The organism is Streptomyces sp. NPDC055239 (assembly GCF_053606205.1).
The window spans coordinates 163,262-184,290 of record NZ_JBSGRD010000002.1 but is presented as its reverse complement, the minus strand read 5'-3'; the positions used below and the strand labels follow the sequence as shown (position 1 = coordinate 184,290).

22 protein-coding genes, 1 tRNA gene and 1 riboswitch are annotated in these 21,029 nt (G+C 68.2%); of the genes, 10 read left to right on the top strand and 13 right to left on the bottom strand.

The annotated features are described in order from the left end of the window. The first annotated feature begins 203 nt into the window (after positions 1–203). Entirely contained in the window at positions 204–1,526 is a 1,323-nt protein-coding gene (locus ACWFRJ_RS07055; RefSeq protein ID WP_453525210.1) for an SGNH/GDSL hydrolase family protein, read from the top strand. Positions 1,527–1,601: 75 nt separating this feature from the next. Here ACWFRJ_RS07055 and ACWFRJ_RS07050 read toward each other — a convergent pair whose 3' ends face one another. From ACWFRJ_RS07050 to ACWFRJ_RS07035, 4 genes are read right to left on the bottom strand one after another with little or no spacing between them, the layout of a single operon-like run. Further along, positions 1,602–2,330, bottom strand: a complete 729-nt coding sequence (locus ACWFRJ_RS07050) for a DUF1707 SHOCT-like domain-containing protein (protein ID WP_453525208.1) — start codon at positions 2,328–2,330, stop codon at positions 1,602–1,604. Positions 2,331–2,339: 9 nt separating this feature from the next. Beyond that, the gene (locus ACWFRJ_RS07045) at positions 2,340–3,314 is read right to left on the bottom strand and encodes an ABC transporter ATP-binding protein (RefSeq protein ID WP_453525207.1); all 975 of its coding nucleotides are present in this window, start codon (positions 3,312–3,314) and stop codon (positions 2,340–2,342) included. Between the two features lie 6 nt (positions 3,315–3,320). After that, the gene (locus tag ACWFRJ_RS07040; RefSeq protein WP_453525206.1) at positions 3,321–4,184 is read right to left on the bottom strand and encodes an ABC transporter permease; all 864 of its coding nucleotides are present in this window, start codon (positions 4,182–4,184) and stop codon (positions 3,321–3,323) included. Further along, positions 4,177–4,998, bottom strand: coding sequence for an ABC transporter permease (locus ACWFRJ_RS07035; protein ID WP_453525205.1), 822 nt, complete (start codon positions 4,996–4,998; stop codon positions 4,177–4,179). The genes ACWFRJ_RS07040 and ACWFRJ_RS07035 overlap by 8 nt, the downstream gene beginning before the upstream one ends. Positions 4,999–5,237: 239 nt before the next feature. Here ACWFRJ_RS07035 and ACWFRJ_RS07030 point away from each other — a divergent pair, with 239 nt between their 5' ends. Further along, the gene (locus ACWFRJ_RS07030; protein ID WP_453525204.1) at positions 5,238–7,745 is read left to right on the top strand and encodes a transglycosylase domain-containing protein; all 2,508 of its coding nucleotides are present in this window, start codon (positions 5,238–5,240) and stop codon (positions 7,743–7,745) included. Positions 7,746–7,776: 31 nt separating this feature from the next. On the opposite strand, the gene ACWFRJ_RS07025 is transcribed toward ACWFRJ_RS07030, so the two are convergent. The 3 genes from ACWFRJ_RS07025 to ACWFRJ_RS07015 all read right to left on the bottom strand — a co-directional run bounded on the left by ACWFRJ_RS07025 (position 7,777) and on the right by ACWFRJ_RS07015 (position 9,027). Next, positions 7,777–8,097, bottom strand: coding sequence for a DMT family transporter (locus ACWFRJ_RS07025; protein ID WP_453525203.1), 321 nt, complete (start codon positions 8,095–8,097; stop codon positions 7,777–7,779). A 49-nt stretch (positions 8,098–8,146) separates the two neighbouring features. Then, positions 8,147–8,216, bottom strand: a riboswitch (guanidine-III (ykkC-III) riboswitch). Positions 8,217–8,297: 81 nt separating this feature from the next. Further along, positions 8,298–8,600: a GroES family chaperonin gene (locus ACWFRJ_RS07020; protein ID WP_453527083.1), complete on the bottom strand. Its 303-nt coding sequence runs from the start codon at positions 8,598–8,600 to the stop codon at positions 8,298–8,300. Between the two features lie 97 nt (positions 8,601–8,697). Next, positions 8,698–9,027: a DUF3618 domain-containing protein gene (locus tag ACWFRJ_RS07015; protein ID WP_389908301.1), complete on the bottom strand. Its 330-nt coding sequence runs from the start codon at positions 9,025–9,027 to the stop codon at positions 8,698–8,700. Between the two features lie 217 nt (positions 9,028–9,244). On the opposite strand from ACWFRJ_RS07015, the gene bcp reads away from it, so the two are divergent. The 5 genes from bcp (at position 9,245) to ACWFRJ_RS06990 (ending at position 13,044) form a co-directional block, all read left to right on the top strand. Further along, positions 9,245–9,712 carry a thioredoxin-dependent thiol peroxidase gene (gene bcp, locus ACWFRJ_RS07010; protein WP_389908303.1) on the top strand — a complete coding sequence of 156 codons (468 nt, stop codon included), beginning with the start codon at positions 9,245–9,247 and terminating at the stop codon, positions 9,710–9,712. A 147-nt stretch (positions 9,713–9,859) separates the two neighbouring features. Then, positions 9,860–11,356, top strand: coding sequence for a glycine betaine/L-proline transporter ProP (gene proP, locus ACWFRJ_RS07005; protein WP_453525202.1), 1,497 nt, complete (start codon positions 9,860–9,862; stop codon positions 11,354–11,356). A 143-nt stretch (positions 11,357–11,499) separates the two neighbouring features. After that, a complete protein-coding gene (locus tag ACWFRJ_RS07000) occupies positions 11,500–12,120 on the top strand; it encodes an HNH endonuclease (RefSeq protein WP_453525201.1) in 621 nt (206 codons plus the stop codon). Then, a complete protein-coding gene (locus tag ACWFRJ_RS06995) occupies positions 12,117–12,959 on the top strand; it encodes an HNH endonuclease signature motif containing protein (RefSeq protein WP_453525200.1) in 843 nt (280 codons plus the stop codon). The genes ACWFRJ_RS07000 and ACWFRJ_RS06995 overlap by 4 nt, the downstream gene beginning before the upstream one ends. An 11-nt stretch (positions 12,960–12,970) precedes the next feature. Further along, positions 12,971–13,044, top strand: a tRNA-Leu gene (locus tag ACWFRJ_RS06990). Between the two features lie 56 nt (positions 13,045–13,100). On the opposite strand, the gene rdgB is transcribed toward ACWFRJ_RS06990, so the two are convergent. The 4 genes from rdgB to ACWFRJ_RS06970 form a co-directional block, all read right to left on the bottom strand. Beyond that, positions 13,101–13,706, bottom strand: coding sequence for an RdgB/HAM1 family non-canonical purine NTP pyrophosphatase (gene rdgB / locus ACWFRJ_RS06985; RefSeq protein WP_453525199.1), 606 nt, complete (start codon positions 13,704–13,706; stop codon positions 13,101–13,103). Between the two features lie 27 nt (positions 13,707–13,733). Further along, positions 13,734–14,129: a hypothetical protein gene (locus ACWFRJ_RS06980; RefSeq protein ID WP_453525198.1), complete on the bottom strand. Its 396-nt coding sequence runs from the start codon at positions 14,127–14,129 to the stop codon at positions 13,734–13,736. A gap of 146 nt (positions 14,130–14,275) precedes the next feature. Beyond that, complete coding sequence (gene rph / locus ACWFRJ_RS06975) at positions 14,276–15,016, bottom strand: ribonuclease PH (RefSeq protein ID WP_453525197.1); 741 nt, start codon at positions 15,014–15,016, stop codon at positions 14,276–14,278. Positions 15,017–15,120: 104 nt separating this feature from the next. Then, positions 15,121–15,354, bottom strand: coding sequence for a glucose PTS transporter subunit EIIB (locus tag ACWFRJ_RS06970; RefSeq protein WP_453525196.1), 234 nt, complete (start codon positions 15,352–15,354; stop codon positions 15,121–15,123). A gap of 235 nt (positions 15,355–15,589) precedes the next feature. Between ACWFRJ_RS06970 and ACWFRJ_RS06965 the strand changes: the two genes are divergently transcribed. Then, a complete protein-coding gene (locus ACWFRJ_RS06965; protein ID WP_453525195.1) occupies positions 15,590–16,915 on the top strand; it encodes a PTS transporter subunit EIIC in 1,326 nt (441 codons plus the stop codon). Between the two features lie 266 nt (positions 16,916–17,181). Then, a complete protein-coding gene (locus tag ACWFRJ_RS06960) occupies positions 17,182–18,447 on the top strand; it encodes a PTS transporter subunit EIIC (protein WP_383270203.1) in 1,266 nt (421 codons plus the stop codon). A 75-nt stretch (positions 18,448–18,522) separates the two neighbouring features. Here ACWFRJ_RS06960 and ACWFRJ_RS06955 read toward each other — a convergent pair whose 3' ends face one another. Continuing rightward, positions 18,523–19,275: an MBL fold metallo-hydrolase gene (locus ACWFRJ_RS06955; protein ID WP_453525194.1), complete on the bottom strand. Its 753-nt coding sequence runs from the start codon at positions 19,273–19,275 to the stop codon at positions 18,523–18,525. Positions 19,276–19,499: 224 nt separating this feature from the next. On the opposite strand from ACWFRJ_RS06955, the gene ACWFRJ_RS06950 reads away from it, so the two are divergent. Further along, positions 19,500–19,973, top strand: coding sequence for a type II toxin-antitoxin system PemK/MazF family toxin (locus ACWFRJ_RS06950; RefSeq protein ID WP_453525193.1), 474 nt, complete (start codon positions 19,500–19,502; stop codon positions 19,971–19,973). A 97-nt stretch (positions 19,974–20,070) separates the two neighbouring features. Here ACWFRJ_RS06950 and ACWFRJ_RS06945 read toward each other — a convergent pair whose 3' ends face one another. Beyond that, positions 20,071–21,024 (bottom strand): PLP-dependent cysteine synthase family protein, encoded by a 954-nt coding sequence (locus ACWFRJ_RS06945; protein ID WP_453525192.1) that lies wholly within the window; start codon positions 21,022–21,024, stop codon positions 20,071–20,073. Positions 21,025–21,029 lie beyond the last annotated feature (5 nt).

The following is a 21,029-nucleotide window of genomic DNA, read 5'->3' as shown; positions in this document are numbered from 1 at the left end:
GTCCCCGTCTCTCTGCTTCCCTTCCTGCTCCCTTCACGCTCCCTTTCTGTTCTCTTCCTGACCGACTCCTGGAACGGACCACAAGTTCCCGGCGTCTGAAGGGACGGAGGGGGGCAGTGTCGGCCGCCTCACGGCCCATGACGCATCATGGGGTGATCACATCGGAGCCTCGGGCTCCCCCTGCTCGAGGAGACACAGCCCGCATGACCAAGCGTCACGGTTATGCCCTGCTTGCCGCGGTGCTCGCGGTAATAGTGGTGATTTCCGCCGCCATATACCTCGGTGTGTCAGGCACCGACGACGGTTCTCAGGACAACATCAGCGCGGGGCCACGCGGCCCGCGCAACTCTGCCGCGCCCGCGTCCTCCGGCACCTGGGTCGGCTCCTGGGCGGCATCCCCTGCGGCGGCCGAGCCGAACACGCACCGCAACGGCTTCGCGGGCCGGTCCATCCGCAACGTCGTGCACACCAGCGTCGGCGGCGAGAGCACCCGCATCACCCTGTCGAACCTGTACGGCAAGCAGCCGCTGAGCATCACCCACGCCTCCATCGCCGTCGCCCTCGGGTCGAACAACCCGGCCGCGGCCCCCGGCACCCTGCGCCGCCTGAACTTCAACGGCAACACGTCCGTGGTGATCCCCGCGGGCCAGCAGGTGATGAGCGACGCGGTCAGGCTGCGCGTGCCGCACGACAGTGACCTCCTGGTCTCGACGTTCTCGCCGACCGCTTCGGGTCCCGTCACCTTCCACCCGCACGCCCGCCAGGTCAGCTACGTCGCCGAGGGCGACCGTACGGAAGACCCGAACGGCACCGCGTACAACCAGCAGAGCACCTCCTGGCGCTACCTGTCGGCCGTGGACGTCCTGAGCCACGAGTCGGACGGCACCGTCGTCGTCTTCGGTGACTCGCTCACCGACGGCATCTCCTCCACCATGGGCGCCAACGCCCGCTGGACCGACGGCCTCGCCACCCGCCTGCGCACCGATTCGGGCGCCCCGCGCTACGGCGTCGTGAACGAGGGCATCAGCGGCAACCGCGTCCTCTCGGACGGGAACGGATCACCCGCGGACAACCCGAGCGGGCTCTCCCGCTTCGACCGCGACGTCCTGGACCGGACCGGCGTCAAGGCCGTCGTCGTCGCGCTCGGCGTCAACGACATCCTGCGCAACCCGCACCAGAACAACCCCGACCGCATCGTCGAAGGACTGCGGGAGCTGACCCGGCAGGCGCACACGCGCGGGCTGCGGGTCGTCGGGGCGACCCTGATGCCGTTCGGCGGCCACCGGGGGTACGAGCCCTCGCTCGAGAACGTGCGCCAGGCCGTGAACGAGCAGATCCGTGGCGGCAAGGTCTTCGACGAGTTCGTCGACTTCGACAAGGCGCTGCGCGATCCGTACGACCCCCGCAAGCTGCGCGCCCAGTACGACTCGGGCGATCACCTGCACCCGAGCGACTCGGGCTACCTGAAGATGGCGGACACGTTCAACGTGACGCAGCTGCGGGGCTCCGCGGCCGCCCAGCTGTAACCCAGCACGCAGTAACGCTGTACCAGGCAGGGGCTCGGTTCTGAGACCGAGCCCCGGGCGAACCTCAGCCCGGCCTCAGCCCCGCTCCTCTCCGCGCTTGCGCATCTGCAGCTCCCGCCGCTCCTCGCGCCTCTCAAGGCGCTCGCGGCGGCGCTCCTCCTTCAGGCGCAGCTTCTCGACCCGGCGGATCTTGCGGTCGACGCCGACGCCGCCCATCATGGCGAAGCCCTTGACGACCACGCGGGGCGATCCCGGCGTTCCCTCGCCGGTCGCCTTGTCGTCGAAGCCGCCCATGAAGCCGAAGCCCTTGACCACGACGGTCATCTCGGGCGGCACGATGACCTGCATGCCTCCCATGAGGGTCCAGCAGCGGATCTCCACGTCGCGCTCCGTGAAGCGCGCCTCGCGCAGGTCGATCTCGCCGCCGCCCCAGATCGCGATCCCGTCGAACCGCGGGCCGACCACCCAGCCGCCCTTGCGGCCGAAACCGCCCCAGAAGGCGAAGCCGATCTTCGACGACGGTTCGCCGCCCACCATCCGCTCGGACCAGTCGATGGCGGCGGGGTCGTCGCTGACCGGGCCCTTCACCATGGACACCTTGGCGCCGCCCACCGCCGGCAGATCCCGCGTGATCGGCTCGAGCTCGCCGTACGTACGTGCCTTGTACGTCGCGTCCAGGCGCTCCTCGAACTCCTCCATGTCGAGGCGCCCTTCGGCCACGGCGTCACGGAGTCGTTCGGCGACGCGTTCGCGGTCGGCGTCGGCGGCCCGAAGATCGGGGAGATGAGGCTGCTCGTCGGTCATACGAGCAGCCTACGAGGTCGTCTTGTCCGCGTACATCTTGGCGATGACCGCCTCGATGTCGGGTTCCCTGACCGAGAGGTCGACCATCGGATAGCGCTCCGCGACCCGGGCGACAAGCGGAGCTGCCGACTCCGCCGCCGGGAAGGCGAGCCACTGCCGCGGCCCCTCCACCTTCACCACGCGCGCCGACTCCACCTCGATGGGCGGAAGTTCACGCTCCAGGTCCACGACCAGGGTCCGCTCGCTCTCCCCCACCTCGTGCAGACCGGCGAGGGCGCCGTCGTACATCAGGCGCCCGTGGTCGATGACCATCACGCGCTTGCAGAGCTGCTCGATGTCGGTCAGGTCGTGCGTGGTGAGCAGGACCGTCGTGCCCGCCTCGGCGTTCAAGTCCCGCAGGAATCCCCGGACTTTGGCCTTGCTGATCACGTCGAGGCCGATCGTCGGCTCGTCCAGGTAGAGGACCTCCGGGTCGTGGAGCAGCGCCGCCGCGATGTCTCCGCGCATCCGCTGGCCGAGCGAGAGCTGACGTACGGGGACGTCCAACAGGTCTGCGAGCTCCAGGAGTTCGACGCACCGGTCGAGGTTCTCCTTGAAGCGGGCGTCCGGGATCCGGTACATGCGGTGCATCAGGCGGTACGAGTCGATCAGCGGCAGGTCCCACCACAGGGTGGTGCGCTGTCCGAAGACGACGCCGATGCGCCGCGCGAGGCGGGTGCGCTCGCGGGACGGGTCGATGCCCGCGACCCGCAACCGGCCGCCGCTCGGCGTCAGGATGCCCGTCAGCATCTTGATCGTCGTCGACTTGCCCGCGCCGTTCGGGCCGATGTAGCCGACCATCTCGCCGCGCGGCACGGTGAAGCTGATGCCGTCGACGGCACGCACCTCGTGCTTCTCGCGCCGCATGAAGCCGGTCTTCTTGCGTACGTCGAAGACCTTCTCGACGCCGTCGAGCTCGATGAGGTCTGGTCCCGAGGGTTCCAAGGCAGTTCAGCTCCCTGTGCTGCGGTACGAACGAAGTCCCGTGCGCCAGGCGAGGCCCGCGAGCGCGAGAAGGGCTGCGGCCACGAGCGGCGGCGTGAACGCCACCCATGTCGGCAGGTCGAGCGGGTAGGGCCGCCCGAGGACGTACAGCGCGGGGATCCAGTTCACGAAGGCCAGCGGCAGGATGAAGGTGGCGCCGCGCACCAGGTCCTTGGCGAAGACGGTCGGCGGGAACTGGAGCAGCGTGGTGCCGCCGTACGTGAAGGCGTTCTGCACCTCGGCCGCGTCCCGCGCCGCGAACTGGAAGGCCGCGCCCCCCACGAACACGGCCGCGAAGATGCCCGCCCCGCAGAGCAGCATCAGCGGGACCATCAGGACCTTCAGCGGGGTCCAGCCGATGTCCAGGACCACGAGCGAGTACGCGAGGACCAGCGCGCCCTGCGTCACGCGCCCGAGCCGGTGCAGGCCGAAGCGGTCGGCGGCGACCTGCGCGATCACCGGCGCTGGCCGCACGAGAAGCGTGTCGAGCGTGCCGTCACGCACCCGCTTGCCCAGACGGTCCATGGACCCCAGGGCGAGGTCGGCGAACCCGAACGACGTGCACGTGGCGCCGTAGAGGAAGGCGATCTCGGAGAGCGTGTAGCCGCCGAGCCGGTCCACCTGCGAGAACATCAGCAGGATCGCCACGAAGTCGAACGCCGTCACGGCGAGGTTGCCGACCGCGGTCATCACGAACGACAGGCGGTAGGCCATCAGGGAGCGGATCCACATCCCGGAGATCAGCCGGTAGGCACGGAGGCCGTCCCGCACCTGCGCAAGGCCGTGCCGCACCCGCGACGGTCCGATGCGCGCCTGCTCGACGTCAGCCACCCTGGACCACCACCCGTCGCGTGGCCACGGCCTGGAGCAGCCGCCCGGCCGTGAGCAGCGCCGCCGCCCAGCCGATCTGGAAGGCGTACGTCCACAGCAGGTCCACGCCCGTGTGCTTGCCGAGGAACACGTCGGCGGGCACCTGGAGCAGCGCCGACCAGGGCAGCGCGCGGGCGAGCTCGCCGAGGGCGCCCGGGAAGACGTTCAGCGGGAGCAGCATCCCGGAGAAGAAGGTGCCCGCGAGCATCGCCACCTGGCTGGTGCCCGCGCCGTCCATCAGCCAGAACGCGGAGAGCGCCACCAGGAAGCGGATCGCGAAGCTGACGAGCGCGCCGAGGAACACGGCTAGCAGGAACGCCAGCCAGCGCAGCGGTTCGGTGGGCAGGGCCAGGTCGAAGAGGAGAGCGCCGACCACCATCGGCACGACACCGCGTCCCAGGAGCTGGAACAGGGCTCTGCCCAGGTCGGTCGCCAGCCACCAGATCTGCAGGTCGGCGGGCCGGTACAGGTCGACGGCGATGTCCCCGGTGCGGATCCGCTCGATCAGCTCGCCCTCGAAGCCACCACCCATAAGGGCCATCACCGTGAGCAGCGCCTGCCCCAGCCATACGAACGTCAGTGCCTGCGCCTGGTCGTAGCCGCCGAGCCCAGGACGCTCGTCCCAGAGCGCGATGTAGGTGTAGGCGAGGATCAGTCCGAAGACCGTGTTGGTGAACACCCCCGCCAGGGTGGCCGTCCTATAGGTGGCGTACCGCCGGAAGCCTCCTCGGGCGACGGCCGCGTATAAGCGGAACCGTCCTGTACGCACACGCATCCCCTTTACCGAGAGTCTTTACGTTCTTTGCGAGAGCCTTGGCGTGAGCCGGGCCCGGATCCAGCCCGACCCAGCCCGGTCCGGGCCAAAGAGACGGAGCCTAGTGCGGTCGTCACCGCTCGTGCCAGGCATTTTCCGCGCGCGGCGCGTGCCTGGCGGGGAACGCAGGAAGCGACAGTGTGCAATGGGTCGTACGAGGCGTACGTGACGTACGACGCGAACCGGGAGTTCCACGAGACATGAGCAGCAGCGACGAGCCGCAGCAGCCGGGCGGCAAAGAGCCCGAGGGCTGGGCGCCCCGCGAACCCGTGGATCCCCCGGCCGACAGCGCCGAAGCCCCACAAGGCGCCGCGGAAGGCGCGACCGGTGCCGACGGCACCGGTGAGAAGGGCAAGAAGGGCAAGAAGAAACGGCCCAAGCGCAAGGGCTGGCGCCGGATCTTCCCCACCTGGCGCATGGTGCTCGGCGGGTTCGTCCTGCTGATCCTGCTCCTCGTCGGCGGCTTCGCCGCGGGCTACATGATCGTCGACATCCCCCCGGCCAACGCGGCGGCCACCGCGCAGAGCAACGTCTACCTCTACGCCGACGGCACCCAGCTGGCCCGCGACGGCGAGGTCAACCGCGAGAACGTACCGCTGAGCCAGATCCCCAAGGAGGTCCAGCACGCGGCGCTCGCCGCCGAGGACCGGGACTTCTACAGCGAGTCCGCGGTCGACCCGAAGGCGATGATCCGCGCCGCCTACAACACCGTCACCGGCAAGGGAAAGCAGTCCGGTTCGACCATCACCCAGCAGTTCGTGAAGAACTACTACCTGGGCCAGGAGCAGACGGTCACCCGCAAGGCCAAGGAATTCTTCATCTCCATCAAGCTGGACCGCGAGGTGAGCAAGGACGACATCCTCGCCGGGTATCTGAACACCAGCTACTTCGGGCGCAACGCGTACGGCGTGCAGGCCGCGGCCCAGGCGTACTTCGGCAAGGACGTCAAGAAGCTCACCACCGCGCAGGGCGCCTATCTGGCGACGCTCCTCAACTCCCCCAACGCGTACGACATCGCGACCCACCCGGAGAACAAGAAGCGCGCCGTGGGCCGCTGGAACTACGTCCTGGACGGCATGGTCAAGCAGGGGTGGCTCAGCGCCGCCGACCGGGCCAAGGCCGAGTTCCCCGCGCCCAAGGAGGCCAAGGGCTCTTCCGGTCTCTCCGGGCAGCGCGGTTACCTCGTGCAGGCCGTCGAGGACTATCTGACGTCCAACAAGATCGTCGGCGAGGACACCCTGGCCAAGGGCGGCTACCGCATCACCACCACTCTCCAGAAGGACCGTCAGGACGCCTTCAAGGAAGCCGTCGACGACCAGGTGATGTCCAAGATCGACAAGAAGGCCCGCAAGGTCGACCGCAACGTGCGGGCCGGTGGCGCCTCGATCGACCCGAAGACCGGCGAGGTCGTCGCCATGTACGGCGGCATCGATTACACCAAGCAGTACGTCAACAACGCCACGCGCCGCGACTACCAAGTGGGCTCCACCTTCAAGCCGTTCGTCTTCACCTCGGCCGTGGAGAACGGCTCGGTCACCCAGGACGGCCGCACGATCACCCCGAACACGATCTACGACGGCACCAACAAGCGCCCCGTGCAGGGCTGGGACGGTGGCACGTACGCCCCCGAGAACGAGGACGACGTCAACTACGGCGACATCCCCGTGAGCACCGCCACCGACAAGTCCGTCAACTCGGTCTACGCGCAGATGGCCGTCGACGTCGGCTCGGACAAGGTCAAGGACACGGCGGTGTCCCTCGGCGTCCCCAAGAGCACCCCCGACCTGACCGCGTCCCCCTCCATCGCGCTCGGCCCGTCCACGGCCTCCGTCCTCGACATGACGGAGGCGTACGCGACGCTCGCCAACCACGGCAAGAAGCCCACGTACTCGATGGTCAAGAAGGTCACCAAGAGCGGCCAGGCGGTCGAACTGCCGGAGGCGACCACCGCGCAGGCCGTCAGCCGTGAGGCCGCCGACACCACCACGTCCGTCCTGCAGAGCGTCGTCGACGGCGGCACCGGCACGGCCGCACAGGCCTCGGGCCGCCCGTCGGCGGGCAAGACCGGCACCGCCGAGGAGGACAAGGCGGCCTGGTTCGCGGGCTACACCCCCGAGCTCGCCACCGTCGTCTCCGTGATGGGCCAGAACCCGGACACCGGCGCGCACACCCCGCTGTACGGGGCGCTCGGCCAGCCCCGCATCAACGGCGGCGCCTACCCGGCGCAGATCTGGGCGCAGTTCACCAGGACGGCCCTGGAGGACGAGCCGGTCACGGACTTCGACCTGGATGTGGAGGCAGGCTCCGACGTACCGGAGATCCCGGACCCCTCGGGCACCGCGGTGGACCCGGCGACCGGCGGAGTGGTCACCGGTGGCGGCGAGACGCCGGGCGGGGACGCGGGACAGACCCAGGGTCAGGACCAGGGCCAGACGCAGGGCGGCCAGGACCAGGGTCAGACCAGCCAGGGCCAGGACCAGGGCCAGACGCAGGGGCAGGACCAAGGACAGACGCAGGGCCAGACGGACGGCGGTGCCACCGTCGACGGCGGAGCGACCGACGGTGGCACTCCCACCGACCCGGGTGCCGCCCAGGGCGGCCAGACGGACGGCGCCACCGTCGACGGCGGGACGGGAGTCGCCGAGGGGGCCGTGGGCGGCTTCCCGGACAACGCGGCGGCCAGGAGGAAGGGCGAGGGCTTCGACTAGCCCCGGGCACCCCCTCCTGGCCCTGCCGGCACTAGTGCCCCGAGGTCGCCTTCAGACCCACGACGGCGACGAGCAACAGCACCACGAAGAAGATCCGGGCGGCGGTGGCGGGCTCACCGAGGACCATCATCCCGACCACCGCCGCACCGGCAGCGCCGATGCCGACCCACACGCCGTACGCCGTGCCGATGGGCAGCGTCTTGGCGGCGTGCGAGAGCAGCAGCATGCTCACGACGATCCCGAGGCCGGTGAACACGCTCGGCCACAGCCGGGTGAACCCCTCGGTGAACTTCATCCCGATCGACCAGCCCACTTCGAGCAGACCGGCGATGATCAACAGAACCCAGGCCACGACGGCACCTCCGACACGTAGAGACGCGAGATCGCGTCACTTGAATGGGGGTGCGTCGTCTTTGCGGTGACCCGGTACGGCGCGTCTCGTCGGGGTCCTTAAAAGGTAGCAAAGAACGCGCAAAAGGGGCTGGTGACGATGGTCACCAGCCCCTTACGCATGTTCTCGGCCCGCTACAGGCACTACAGGTACTGCAAGTACTACAGGTACAAGCCGGTCGAATCCTCGGAGCCCTCGAACCGGTCGGCGGCCACGGCGTGCAGATCGCGCTCGCGCATGAGGACGTACGCCACGCCCCGCACCTCCACCTCGGCCCGGTCCTCCGGGTCGTAAAGGACCCGGTCGCCCGGCTCCACCGCCCGCACGTTCTGCCCGACGGCGACGACCTCGGCCCAGGCGAGGCGCCTGCCGACGGCGGCGGTCGCGGGGATCAGAATGCCTCCGCCCGACCTGCGCTCACCCTCCGTGGTGTCCTGCCGCACGAGCACACGGTCGTGCAGCATCCGGATGGGCAACTTGTCGTCGTGCGGGCTCTGTCCCTGGCTTTTGGCGCTCACGCCCCGAACCTACCCGCAGGCGGCACGCCCGTACGCTGCCGGGTCAGTCCTTGCGGCGCCGCGAACCCACCGCGAGCAGCCCCACGAGACCCACGGCGACAAGCGCCACCGGCACGATGCGCTCCAGCCGCGGCGCACCCTCCTCGGTCACGAACTGGGCCCGCACGTCCGACACGACGCGGTTGGCACCGACGTACGCCCGGCCGAGGGTGTTGTCCACGCTCGCGGCGACCTTGGCCTTCGCGTCACCCACGATCGTCTTCGGGTGAACCCGCACCCCGATCTCGTCGAGCGTCTCGGCGAGCGTCTCGCGGCGGTGCTTGATGTCCGCCTCGATCTGCGCCGGGGTCCTGATATCCGACGTATCCGACACCGCGCTGCCTCCGTGGTCGTGTCCGGCTGTGTGTTCTGCCTGTTCCTTGTGCACGTATCGCTGTACGTATCGCTGTACGTATCGCCGACAGTCTGTCAGCTCCACGCTCACCTCACCCCACGGCACCCCTATTACCCTCGACTCCGTCACCACACGTTTTACGAACACTCTGTGCGATACACCCTGTGCGATACCCCCCTGTGCGAGGAGACCGAAGATGAGCGAGCGACTCACCCCCGGCGACACGGCCCCGGCCTTCACCCTGCCGGACGCGGACGGGAACGAGGTCTCCCTGGCCGGCCACAAGGGCCGCAAGGTCATCGTCTACTTCTACCCGGCCGCCCTCACCCCCGGCTGCACCAAGCAGGCCTGCGACTTCACGGACAACCTCGACGTCCTGGCGAGCGCCGGGTACGACGTCATCGGCGTTTCCCCGGACAAGCCGGAGAAGCTGGCCAAGTTCCGCGAGAAGGAGAACCTCAAGGTCACGCTGGTCGGCGACCCCTCCAAGGAGACCCTTGAGGCCTACGGCGCCTTCGGCGAGAAGAAGCTGTACGGCAAGACCGTGACCGGCGTCATCCGCTCCACGATCGTGGTCGACGAGACGGGGAAGGTCGAGCACGCCTTCTACAACGTCAAGGCGACCGGCCACGTAGCGAAGATCATCAAGGACCTGGGTATCTGACCTGGGCATCTGACCTACCCCTTCGGCCTGCCCCTCCCCACCCACTGTGACGAAGCCCCCTTCAAGTCCGAGGGGGCTTCCGTTTGCGTCGGCCAAGATCGAGCAAGTGATGCGAGGAGGATTGTTCGCAGAACGGAAGGACTACCCATGGCGGCCCACGACGAGGCAGAGGCCGATACAGAGGCTGTGAAGCGTCACCGCACCCTCTTCCGAGCCGTCAAACGCCGCAAGGATCCACCGCTGCGCCGTACTGACATCACGGTCACGGACGACGCCGCGGTCAAGCGGGCGGTCAAAGCGGCCTCGCTCGGAAATGCCATGGAGTGGTTCGACTTCGGCATCTACAGCTACCTGGCCGTCACCATCGGCCACGTCTTCTTCCCTTCCGGGAACGACACGGTCCAGCTGATCTCCTCGTTCGCCACGTTCGCGGTGTCGTTCCTGGTGCGCCCCATCGGCGGCATGGTGTTCGGCCCGATGGGTGACAAGGTCGGGCGCAAAAAGGTTCTTGCGCTGACCATGATCATGATGGCCATCGGCACCCTGGCCATCGGACTCATCCCGTCCTACTCCACGATCGGCTTCTGGGCCCCGGTCCTGCTGATCTTCTTCCGCCTCGTGCAGGGCTTCTCGACGGGCGGTGAGTACGGCGGCGCATCGACCTTCATCGCCGAGTACGCGCCCGACAAGCGGCGCGGTTACTACGGCAGCTTCCTGGAGATGGGCACCCTCGCCGGATACGTCGGCGCGGCGGGCCTCGTCCTCATCCTGAACACCGCGCTCGGCTCGGACGCCATGGAGTCGTGGGGCTGGCGCCTCCCGTTCCTCGTCGCGGGCCCGCTCGGCCTCGTCGGCCTCTACCTGCGGCTGAAGCTCGACGAGACACCCGCGTTCCAGAAGCTGGAGGACGCCACCTTCCACTCGGCCTCCGAGGGCGCCTCCAGCGTGGAGACCACCGCCAAGGGCGACCTGGCGAAGATCTTCACCAACTACTGGCCCACGCTGATCCTCTGCATCGCGCTGGTCGGCGCGTACAACATCACCGACTACATGCTCCTGTCGTACATGCCGACGTACCTCTCCGACGAACTCGGCTACGACGACTCGCACGGCCTGCTGATCCTCATCGGCACGATGATCGTCCTGATGCTGATCATCAGCCAGGTGGGCAAGCTGTCCGACCGCTTCGGCCGCAAGCCGCTCCTGATGACGGGCATGATCGGCTTCCTGGTCCTCTCCTTCCCGGCGTTCCTCCTGATCCAGCAGGGCAGCCTCATCGCGGTCTCCGGCGGCATGCTCCTGCTCGGCCTCTCCCTGGTCTGTCTCCTCGGCACCATGTCGGCAACGCTCCCGGCGCTGTTCCCCACATCGGTCCGCTACGGCTCCCTGTCGGTCGGCTACAACATCTCCGCGTCCCTCTTCGGCGGCACGGCCCCCCTGGTCATCACGTCCCTGATCAGCATCACGGGAACGGACATGATCCCGGCCTACTACTCGATGGCGGCGGCCCTGGTAGGCGTCATCGCGGTGCTCTGCATGAAGGAAACAGCCCAGAAGCCGCTCTCGGGCTCGCCCCCGTCGGTGGAGACGAAGGAGGAGGCAGCAGAAATGGTGGAGTCGGCAGCTCCGACTCCGAGGTTCTGATTCCTCCACCCCGCTCCGCCCCGCAACGGCCCGCCCCACATGCAAGTGGGGCGGGCCGTTCCGCATTTCGGACGTGACGGTCCGATTGTCGGTTCGTTAGGCCGTACGAGGCTGCGACGGGTGGCCGGGACGGGAGGGGTGACATGCAGGTTCGCTACACCCGCGAGCTGCTGGAGGAAGCAGCCCGGGAGACCACGACATGGGATGAGGCAGTGCGGTGGTGCGGAGGTGTGCCCACGCCAGGGAGCCGGAGCTACATACGCCGGAAGATGGCCTCGGAGGGGATCGACACTTCACATTTCCCTCGACAATGGGTGCGCCATACCGAACAGCGGCTCCGCGAGGCCGTGGCACAGTCCGTCACCCTGAAAGGGGTCGTGCGCCATCTGGGCATCAGCAACGTGGGCGGGAACCAAGCCCACATCGGTCGCCGGATCAGCGCTCTCGGGATCGACACCTCGCACTTCGTCACGCCACGCGGTAGGCCCAAAGGATCCCTCGGGCCCGTACTCGCCCTGAGATCGCCGGATGACGGAAGGGTCCCCGGAACGCGGCTCCGCCGGGAGCTGCTGCGTGCAGGAACTCCTGAGGAATGCACGGAATGCGGTGTCGGCACCGAATGGAACGGCAAGCCGCTTCAGCTGGAAGTCGATCACATCAATGGGGACTGGTGGGACAACCGCCCCGGGAATCTTCGCCTCATCTGCCCGAACTGTCATGCCGTGACGGACACTTACCGCGGTCGCAAGCGGAGGGCTTCGTGAGCAGCGTGAAATATCCGCGCGGCACGCTGGCCCGCATGGCCCCCTCGTGCGCCAGCCTGGTGGATCTGATGCACCGGCTGGGAATGCCGATGGGGGCCGGGCCCCGCCGATACCTGCGTGATCGCCTTCGGCATTACGGGATCGACACCACGCATTTCCGCGACGAGCCCCTACCCGAACGTCCCTCCCGCTCCTATTCGAAGGAGATCCTGACGGATGCCGCAGCGCACTCCTCCAGCATCCGGGAGATGTTCCTGCACATGGGCATCCCTCCGGAGGACGGCCCGTACTGGCACGTCAAGAAGAAACTGGACCAGTTCGGAATCGACACAAGCCACTTCGCCTTGCGGCGCGGCGAAGCCGCAGGCAGCCTCTTTCCACACGAGGAACTCGCACGCGCCGTCGCCGAGTCCTGTGGACTGGCCGGAGTGATGAGGGCGTTGGGCTGCTCACCATCCGGTGGCGCCGGACGCGCCAAGGCCGTACGCAGCATTGAGGCATACGGTCTTTCGACCGCACACTTCGTCGGACAAGGGCACAACGCCGGCCGGTCCGGAGCCAACCGCAGGAATGCCGACGAGATCCTGATCCGGCTCGGTTCGGACGCAGGTCGCACCCGGACCATCATGCTGCGGCGGGCTCTCGACGAAGTCGGTGCACCACGTATCTGCGGGGCGTGCGGGCTGGGTGAGATCTGGCAGGGAAAACGACTCGTCCTGGAGATCGACCACATCAACGGGGACCGTCTGGACAACCGGCGGGAGAACCTTCGCTACCTGTGTCCTACCTGCCACAGCCAGACCAGAACCTTCTCCAACCGGCGGCGCGCGGCGCAGTAGAGTATCCCGGCGGGCCCGTACCCCAGCGGCTAGAGGGCGCCGGTTTAGGTCCGGTGTGTCGTGGGTTCAAATCCCACCGGGCCCACGCAACGGAAGGGCGCGGCGTATGAACGTCGCGCCCTTCCTCGTACATGCGGCCTCTCAGGCCAACAGCTCCCGCACCACCGGCACCAGCGCCCGGAACGCCTTGCCCCGGTGGCTGATCGCGTTCTTTTCCGCTGCCGAGAGTTCCGCGCACGTTCGCTTCTCGCCCTCCGGCTGGAGGATCGGGTCGTAGCCGAAGCCTCCCGAGCCCGCGGGGGCGTGGCGCAGGACGCCTCGTAGTTGGCCCTCGACCACTCGTTCCGTGCCGTCCGGCAGGGCGAGGGCCGCCGCGCAGGCGAAGTGGGCCCCCCGGTGGGTGTCGGCGTCGATGTCGCCGAGTTGGGCCAGGAGGAGGTCCAGGTTCGCCTGGTCGTCTCCGTGGCGGCCTGCCCAGCGGGCGGAGAAGATGCCGGGGGCGCCGCCGAGTACGTCGACGCAGAGGCCGGAGTCGTCGGCGACCGCGGGGAGGCCGGTGGCCTTGGCCAGGGCGTGGGCCTTGAGGAGGGCGTTCTCGGCGAAGGTGACGCCGGTTTCCCTGACGTCGGGGATCTCGGGGTAGGCGTCCGCGCCGACGAGGTCGTGGGTGAGGCCTGCGTCGGCGAGGATCGCCTTGAGTTCCGTGATCTTGCCGGCGTTACGGGTGGCGAGGATGAGGCGGGTCATGACGACCAGTATCCAAGCCCGCGGACGTTACGGCGTGCAGACCTTCGTCAGTTCGCCCGCCGCGTCCGTGATCGGGCTGAGGTCCGGGGTCGCGTCGCCGTTGTCTATGGACTTGCGGACGTTGCCGACGGCCTTGTCGAGGCTGTCGACCGCCTTGTTCACATCGGTGTTGTCGGTCTTGTCGCCGATCTCGTCGATGTTCTTGTCGATGTCGTCGAGCGCCTTGTCGGCCTGCGTGGGGTCGTCGCCCGCCTTCTCGACGGCCTGCTGGAGGTCGGTGACGCTGTCGGCTATGGCGTCCGCTGTCTGAACGCAGTCGAGCGCCTTGTTGACGGCGTCGCAACCGACAAGGCCGATGCCCGCCGGTACGGCGATCAGAACTGACGTGATGGCGATGGCGATACGGCGGTGGCGCGCGGCCATGCTTGGGTCCCTCCCCGGGTGCTGGTGCGGGCGCACAGCTTTGCCCGTGCGCCCGCACTCGTTAGAACGCTCGTGGAGGGTCGATGGTTGCCTGACCCGGCCTTCCAGTTGGCCGCTCGCGCCGCCTGCTTCGTCGCTCGCGCCGCCTACTTGGTCGCTTCGAGCGCCTCGCGCTGGAACGCGGCCAGGTCCTCGCAGCCGCCGACCGCGAGGTCGAGCAGCGCGTTCAGTTCCTTGCGGTCGAACGGCTCGGCCTCGGCGGTGCCCTGGACCTCGACGAAGCGGCCGTCGCCGGTGCAGACGACGTTCATGTCGGTGTCGGCCTTCACGTCCTCCTCGTAGCGCAGGTCGAGGAGCGGTACGCCGCCGACGATGCCGACGGAGACGGCGGAGACGGTGTCGGTGAGGGGCTGACGGCCCGCCTTGATGATCTTCTTGCCCTGGGCCCAGGCGACGGCGTCGGCGAGCGCCACGTACGCGCCGGTGATCGCCGCCGTGCGGGTGCCGCCGTCGGCCTGGAGGACGTCGCAGTCCAGGACGATGGTGTTCTCGCCGAGCGCCTTGTAGTCGATGACGGCGCGCAGGGAGCGGCCGATGAGGCGCGAGATCTCGTGGGTGCGGCCACCGATCTTGCCGCGCACGGACTCACGGTCGCCGCGGGTGTTGGTGGAGCGCGGCAGCATCGAGTACTCGGCGGTGACCCAGCCTTCGCCGCTGCCCTTGCGCCAGCGCGGGACGCCTTCGGTGACGGAGGCGGTGCAGAAGACTTTGGTGTCGCCGAAGGAGATGAGGACCGATCCCTCGGCGTGCTTGCTCCAGCCGCGCTCGATGGTGATCGGGCGGAGCTGTTCGGGGGTGCGGCCGTCGATGCGGGGCGTGGAGGACATGCGGCTGACCCTATCGGCAGATGGCTGAGGGGCCTTATTCGCACATGGCTGAGGGGCCCTTCCCGTTCCCCGGGAAGGGCCCCTCAGCGTCTGCGTTCAGCTGCTCACATCAGGTCTTCGATGTCGGCGGCGATGGGGTCCGCGTCGGTGCCGATGACGACCTGGATCGCGGTGCCCATCTTGACGACGCCGTGCGCGCCCGCGGCCTTCAGCGCGGCGTCGTCGACCAGGCTCGGGTCCTTGACCTCGGTGCGGAGGCGGGTGATGCAGCCCTCGACCTCTTCGATGTTCTCGATGCCGCCGAGCCCGGCGACGATCTTCTCAGCCTTGGTGGCCATGGTGTTCTCCCTGTTCTCAAAGGACGCGGCCTCACCACACCGTAGGTCCGCTTTGTCACGGTAACGCACGGTTGGAGCATCTTCGCGGGCGGTTACGGCACTCGTACCCAATGATGGCGATCAAGGTGCGATCCCTCATGCCATTCCTGCCGGGACGGCACCGTACTCGTTCCGCAACTGGTCTACACCAGTTTTCAACGACCGCCAAACCTGGCTTGTTCCGGAGGGGACGCCGATGAGTACCGACGCAGCAGCGGTGCCGCACAGGAAGCCGCAGAAGAAGTGGTGGAACGGCCTCTTCCAGGGCCTCCAGAAGATGGGCCGCAGCCTCCAGCTCCCCATCGCCGTCCTGCCTGCCGCGGGCATCCTCAACCGCCTCGGCCAGCCGGACGTCTTCGGCACCGACGGTCTCGGCTGGGACAACGTCGCCAAGGTCTTCGCCGCGGCGGGCGGTTCGCTCCTGGACTCCACGCTCGGCCTGCCCCTGCTGTTCTGCATCGGTGTCGCGATCGGCATGGCCAAGAAGTCGGACGGCTCCACGGCTCTCGCGGCGGTCGCGGGCTTCCTCGTCTACTACGCCGTACTGCGCGCCTTCCCCGACAATTGCCCCGCCGACACCACGTTCAGCGGCGCCGGGATGTGGAGCGGCGTCTGCGTGGCGGAGGACGGGACGGTCGCGCAGGCCGCGTACCAGAACCCTGGCGTCTTCGGCGGCATCGTGATGGGCCTGCTCTCCGCGTGGTTCTGGCAGCGCTACCACCGCGTGAAGCTGGTCGACTGGCTCGGCTTCTTCAACGGCCGCCGTCTGGTGCCGATCATCATGGCCTTCGTCGGCCTGGTCTTCGCCGGTGTCTGCGTGTGGATCTGGCCGCCCATCGGTGACGGTCTGACCAGCTTCTCCAAGTGGCTCGTGGACCTCGGGTGGCTGGGCTCCGGGATCTTCGGCGTGGCCAACCGCGCGCTGCTCACGATCGGCCTGCACCAGTTCCTGAACACGTTCGTCTGGTTCCAGTTCGGCGACTTCACCAAGGCGGACGGCACGATCGTCCACGGTGACATCAACCGCTTCCTGGCGGGCGACCCGACGGCCGGTCAGTTCACTTCGGGCTTCTTCCCGATCATGATGTTCGCGCTCCCCGCGGCGGCCCTCGCGATCACCCACGCGGCCCGCCCGGAGCGCCGCAAGGTGGTCGGCGGCATGATGCTCTCGGTCGGTCTGACGTCGTTCGTCACCGGTATCACCGAACCGATCGAGTACTCGTTCCTCTTCATCGCGCCACTCCTGTACGGGATCCACGCGGTCCTCACCGGTGTCTCCATGGCGGTGACGTGGGCCCTGGGGGTCAAGGACGGCTTCAGCTTCTCGGCGGGGCTCATCGACTACGTCATCAACTGGAGCCTCGCGACCAAACCCTGGCTGATCATTCCGATCGGGTTGGCCTTCGCCGTCGTGTACTACGTGCTGTTCAGCTTCGTGATCCGCAAGTTCGACCTGCATACCCCCGGGCGAGAACCCGAGGAGGAAACGGAAGCGCAGGACGCGGAGCAGACGAAGGCTTAGCTCCAGCAGGCACGGAGCGGACGCCCCGGCGCGCGGCCGCATGCGGAAGACCCTCGGACCTTCGGTCCGGGGGTCTTTCCTTGTCTATTTCGCGTTATGGCGGACCCCACAAAACTCGTGGGTTCCTTACGTCACCTTCACCGTGCTACAACAGGTCTACACCACTTATTGGTGTAGACCACGCGGCCGTCCGCCGCGGTCCCCGGAGACGCCGCCGTCACCCACTTCCCTGTCCCCAGGCGGCGCCTTGCCCACTGGAGGAAGTTGTGTCCACGGCCAGTTCCGCTCCCGCGGCAGAGAAGAAGAAGGGCGCCGGCGCGATGGCTGTCATGCAGCGCATCGGCCGCAGCCTCATGCTGCCGGTCGCCGTGCTGCCCGCAGGCGCCCTGCTCATCCGCCTCGGCCAGACCGACATGCTGGGCCGCGAGTCCTTCCCCGAGTTCGTCACCAAGATCGCCACATTCATGGCGGCAGGTGGCAGCGCGATCATCGACAACATGGCGCTGCTGTTCGCCGTCGGCATCGCGATCGGCTTCGCCAAGAAGTCGGACGGCTCGACCGCTCTCGCCGCCGTCACCGGCTACCTGGTCTTCCAGAAGGTGCTCGGCACCTTCACGGACAAGAACCTGCCGAAGGTCGCCACCGCCGTCGACGGCAAGGTCGTCATGGTGGACGCGCCCGTGGACGCCAAGGTCCTCGGCGGTGTGGTCATGGGCATAGTCGTGGCCCTGCTGTACCAGAAGTTCTACCGTACGAAGCTGCCCGACTGGGCGGGCTTCTTCGGTGGCCGCCGTCTGGTCCCCATCCTCTCCGCCTTCGCGGGTCTGTTCATCGGCATCATCTTCGGCTACATCTGGCCGGTCCTCGGCACGGGTCTGCACAACTTCGGTGAGTGGCTCGTCGGTTCGGGCGCGGTCGGCGCGGGCATCTTCGGTGTCGTCAACCGTGCGCTGATCCCGGTCGGCATGCACCACCTCCTGAACTCCTTCCCGTGGTTCCAGGCCGGTTCGTACGAGGGCAAGAGCGGCGACATCGCCCGCTTCCTCCAGGGCGACCCGTCCGCGGGACAGTTCATGACCGGCTTCTTCCCGATCATGATGTTCGCCCTCCCGGCCGCCTGCCTCGCGATCGTCCACTGCGCACGCCCCGAGCGCCGCAAGGTCGTCGGCGGCATGATGTTCTCCCTCGCGCTCACCGCGTTCGTCACCGGCGTGACCGAGCCGATCGAGTTCACGTTCATGTTCATCGCGCCGGTCCTGTACGCGATCCACGCGGTGCTCACCGGTGTCTCCATGGCGCTGACCTGGGCACTCGGCATGAAGGACGGCTTCGGCTTCTCGGCCGGTGCGATCGACTTCTTCCTCAACCTGGGCATCGCGACCAAGCCCTGGATGCTCGTCCTCGTGGGCCTCTGCTTCGCGGCGGTCTACTACGCGATCTTCCGCTTCGCGATCACCAAGTGGAACCTCCCGACGCCGGGCCGCGAGTCCGACGAGGAGCTCGCCGAGCTCCAGAAGGCCGAGGCGAAGTAGGTTTCGCCGCACGAATCGGGAGAGCCCCGCACCGTTGATCTCAACGGTGCGGGGCTCTCCCGTCTTCAGGCGACGCTAGATCTCGTAGCTCCGGCCGACCGTTGCCAGTTCGGCCGGGCCTTCGTACGCCGTGCGGGCGTCCGCCAGGTTCACCTGGGGGTCCGTCCACGGCGGGATGTGGGTCAGAAGGAGGCGTGCGGCCCTCGCGCGCTGGGCGGACTCGCCTGCCTCACGGCCGTTGAGGTGCAGGTCAGGAATGTTCTCCTTGCCGTGCGTGAAGGCCGCCTCGCAGAGGAACAGGTCGGTGTCGGCGGCCAGTTCGTCGAGCGCGCCGCACACACCCGTGTCTCCCGAGTACGTGAGGGACTTCTCCCCGTGCTCGATACGGATGCCGTACGCCTCTACGGGGTGGCACACCTTCTCCGTGCGGACCGAGAAGGGGCCGATGTCGAACGAGGCCGGCTTGACGGTGTGGAAGTCGAAGACCTCGCTCATCGAGGAGGCCGAGGGGGTGTCGGCGTACGCGGTGGTCAGTCGCTGTTCCGTGCCCTCGGGTCCGTAGACCGGGATGGGGGCGCAGCGTCCGCCTTCGTGCCGGTAGTAGCGCGCCACGAAATAGGCGCACATATCGATGCAGTGATCGGCGTGCAGATGGCTGAGGAAAATCGCGTCCAGGTCGTACAGACCGACATGGCGCTGCAACTCGCCCAGGGCACCATTGCCCATGTCGAGAAGCAGCCGGAAGCCGTCGGCCTCGACGAGGTAGCTCGAACAGGCCGAGTCCGCGGACGGAAACGACCCCGAGCAGCCGACGACGGTGAGCTTCATGGAGCGGAAACCTCCGGGGGCGAAACGGGGGTTGTGCGGGGGCCTTGCGGGGGCTCTCGAAGGGGCCTGCGAGCGGCTCTTCGAGGAGTGCTGCGGTCCGTCGAGCGTAAGGCGCAAAAGTGCCGGTAGCTCCTCCGCCGTGGGCCGTTGTGGGAGAACTCACCTGCTCTGTCACCGGTTCGGGGGGCGCGCGGGGCGGGGAGCGCGCCGGTACGGTCTGCGGTATGGATACGTCATGGTGGCTCGCGCTGGCCGCTGTGGTGGTGCTCGCTGTGGTCGCCACGGTGGTCGACGGCTGGGGCCGCGGCAGCCGCGGACCGCGTGGGCGGACCACCCGGCCGCCGGGTCGACCCCCGAGCCGGCCGCGCGGCCCGCGACGGCAGTTGCCGACGCCGAAACCCTCGGAGATCTGGTGGGCGCGGGTGCCGTACGAGGACGGTCCGGGTGACAAGGACCGGCCCTGTCTCGTCCTGTCCGTGCGGGGAGAGAGCGCGGTCGTCGCGAAGATCACCAGCAAGTACCACGACGAGCGCCCCGGGGTGATTCCGCTGCCGCCAGGATCGGTGGGGGACGCGCGGGGGCGGCCCAGCTTTCTGGAGACCGACGAGCTGCGGGACGTGCCGGTGTGGGAGTTCCGCAGGCGGGCGGGGATCGTGGATCCGGCGTTGTGGGATCAGGTGCGGCACTTGGCGCGGTGAGCAGCAAAAAACGCCGGACGGGCTGGAGACGTCCAGCCCGTCCGGCGTTTGAGGACGAACTCGGCGGAGCCGGTGATCATCCGGTACTGCCGGGCGCCTAAGCCCACAGCTGACCCTGAAGCGTCTCGATCGCCGCTTCCGTCGTCGCCGCCGTGTAGACACCGGTCGACAGGTACTTCCAGCCGCCGTCGGCGACCACGAAGACGATGTCGGCGGACTCCCCCGCGGCCACCGCCTTCTTGCCCACGCCGATCGCCGCGTGCAGCGCGGCGCCGGTGGAGACCCCGGCGAAGATCCCCTCCTGCTGGAGAAGCTCACGGGTCCGCGTCACCGCGTCCGCCGAGCCGACGGAGAAGCGGGTCGTCAGGACCGACGCGTCGTACAGCTCCGGTACGAAGCCCTCGTCGAGGTTCCGCAGGCCGTAGACGAGGTCGTCGTAGCGGGGCTCCGCCGCGACGATTCTGATGTCCGGCTTCTGCTCGCGCAGGAAGCGGCCCACGCCCATGAGCGTGCCCGTCGTGCCGAGGCCCGCCACGAAGTGGGTGACGGAGGGGAGGTCGGCGAGGATCTCCGGTCCTGTCGTCGCGTAGTGCGCGCCCGCGTTGTCCGGGTTCCCGTACTGGTAGAGCATCACCCAGTCCGGGTGCTCGGCCGCCAGCTCCTTGGCGACGCGTACCGCCGTGTTGGAGCCGCCGGCCGCCGGGGACGGGATGATCTCCGCGCCCCACATCGCGAGGAGCTCACGCCGCTCCTGCGAGGTGTTCTCCGGCATGACGCAGACGATGCGGTAGCCCTTGAGCTTGGCCGCCATCGCGAGCGAGATGCCCGTGTTGCCGGACGTCGGCTCCAGGATCGTGCAGCCGGGCGTCAACCGCCCGTCCTTCTCCGCCTGTTCGACCATGTGCAGTGCCGGGCGGTCCTTGATGGAACCGGTCGGGTTCCGGTCCTCCAGCTTCGCCCAGATGCGGACGTCGTCGGACGGGGAAAGGCGCGGCAGGCGGACGAGCGGCGTGTTGCCCACGGCCGCCAGCGGGGAGTCGTAGCGAGGCATCCGCG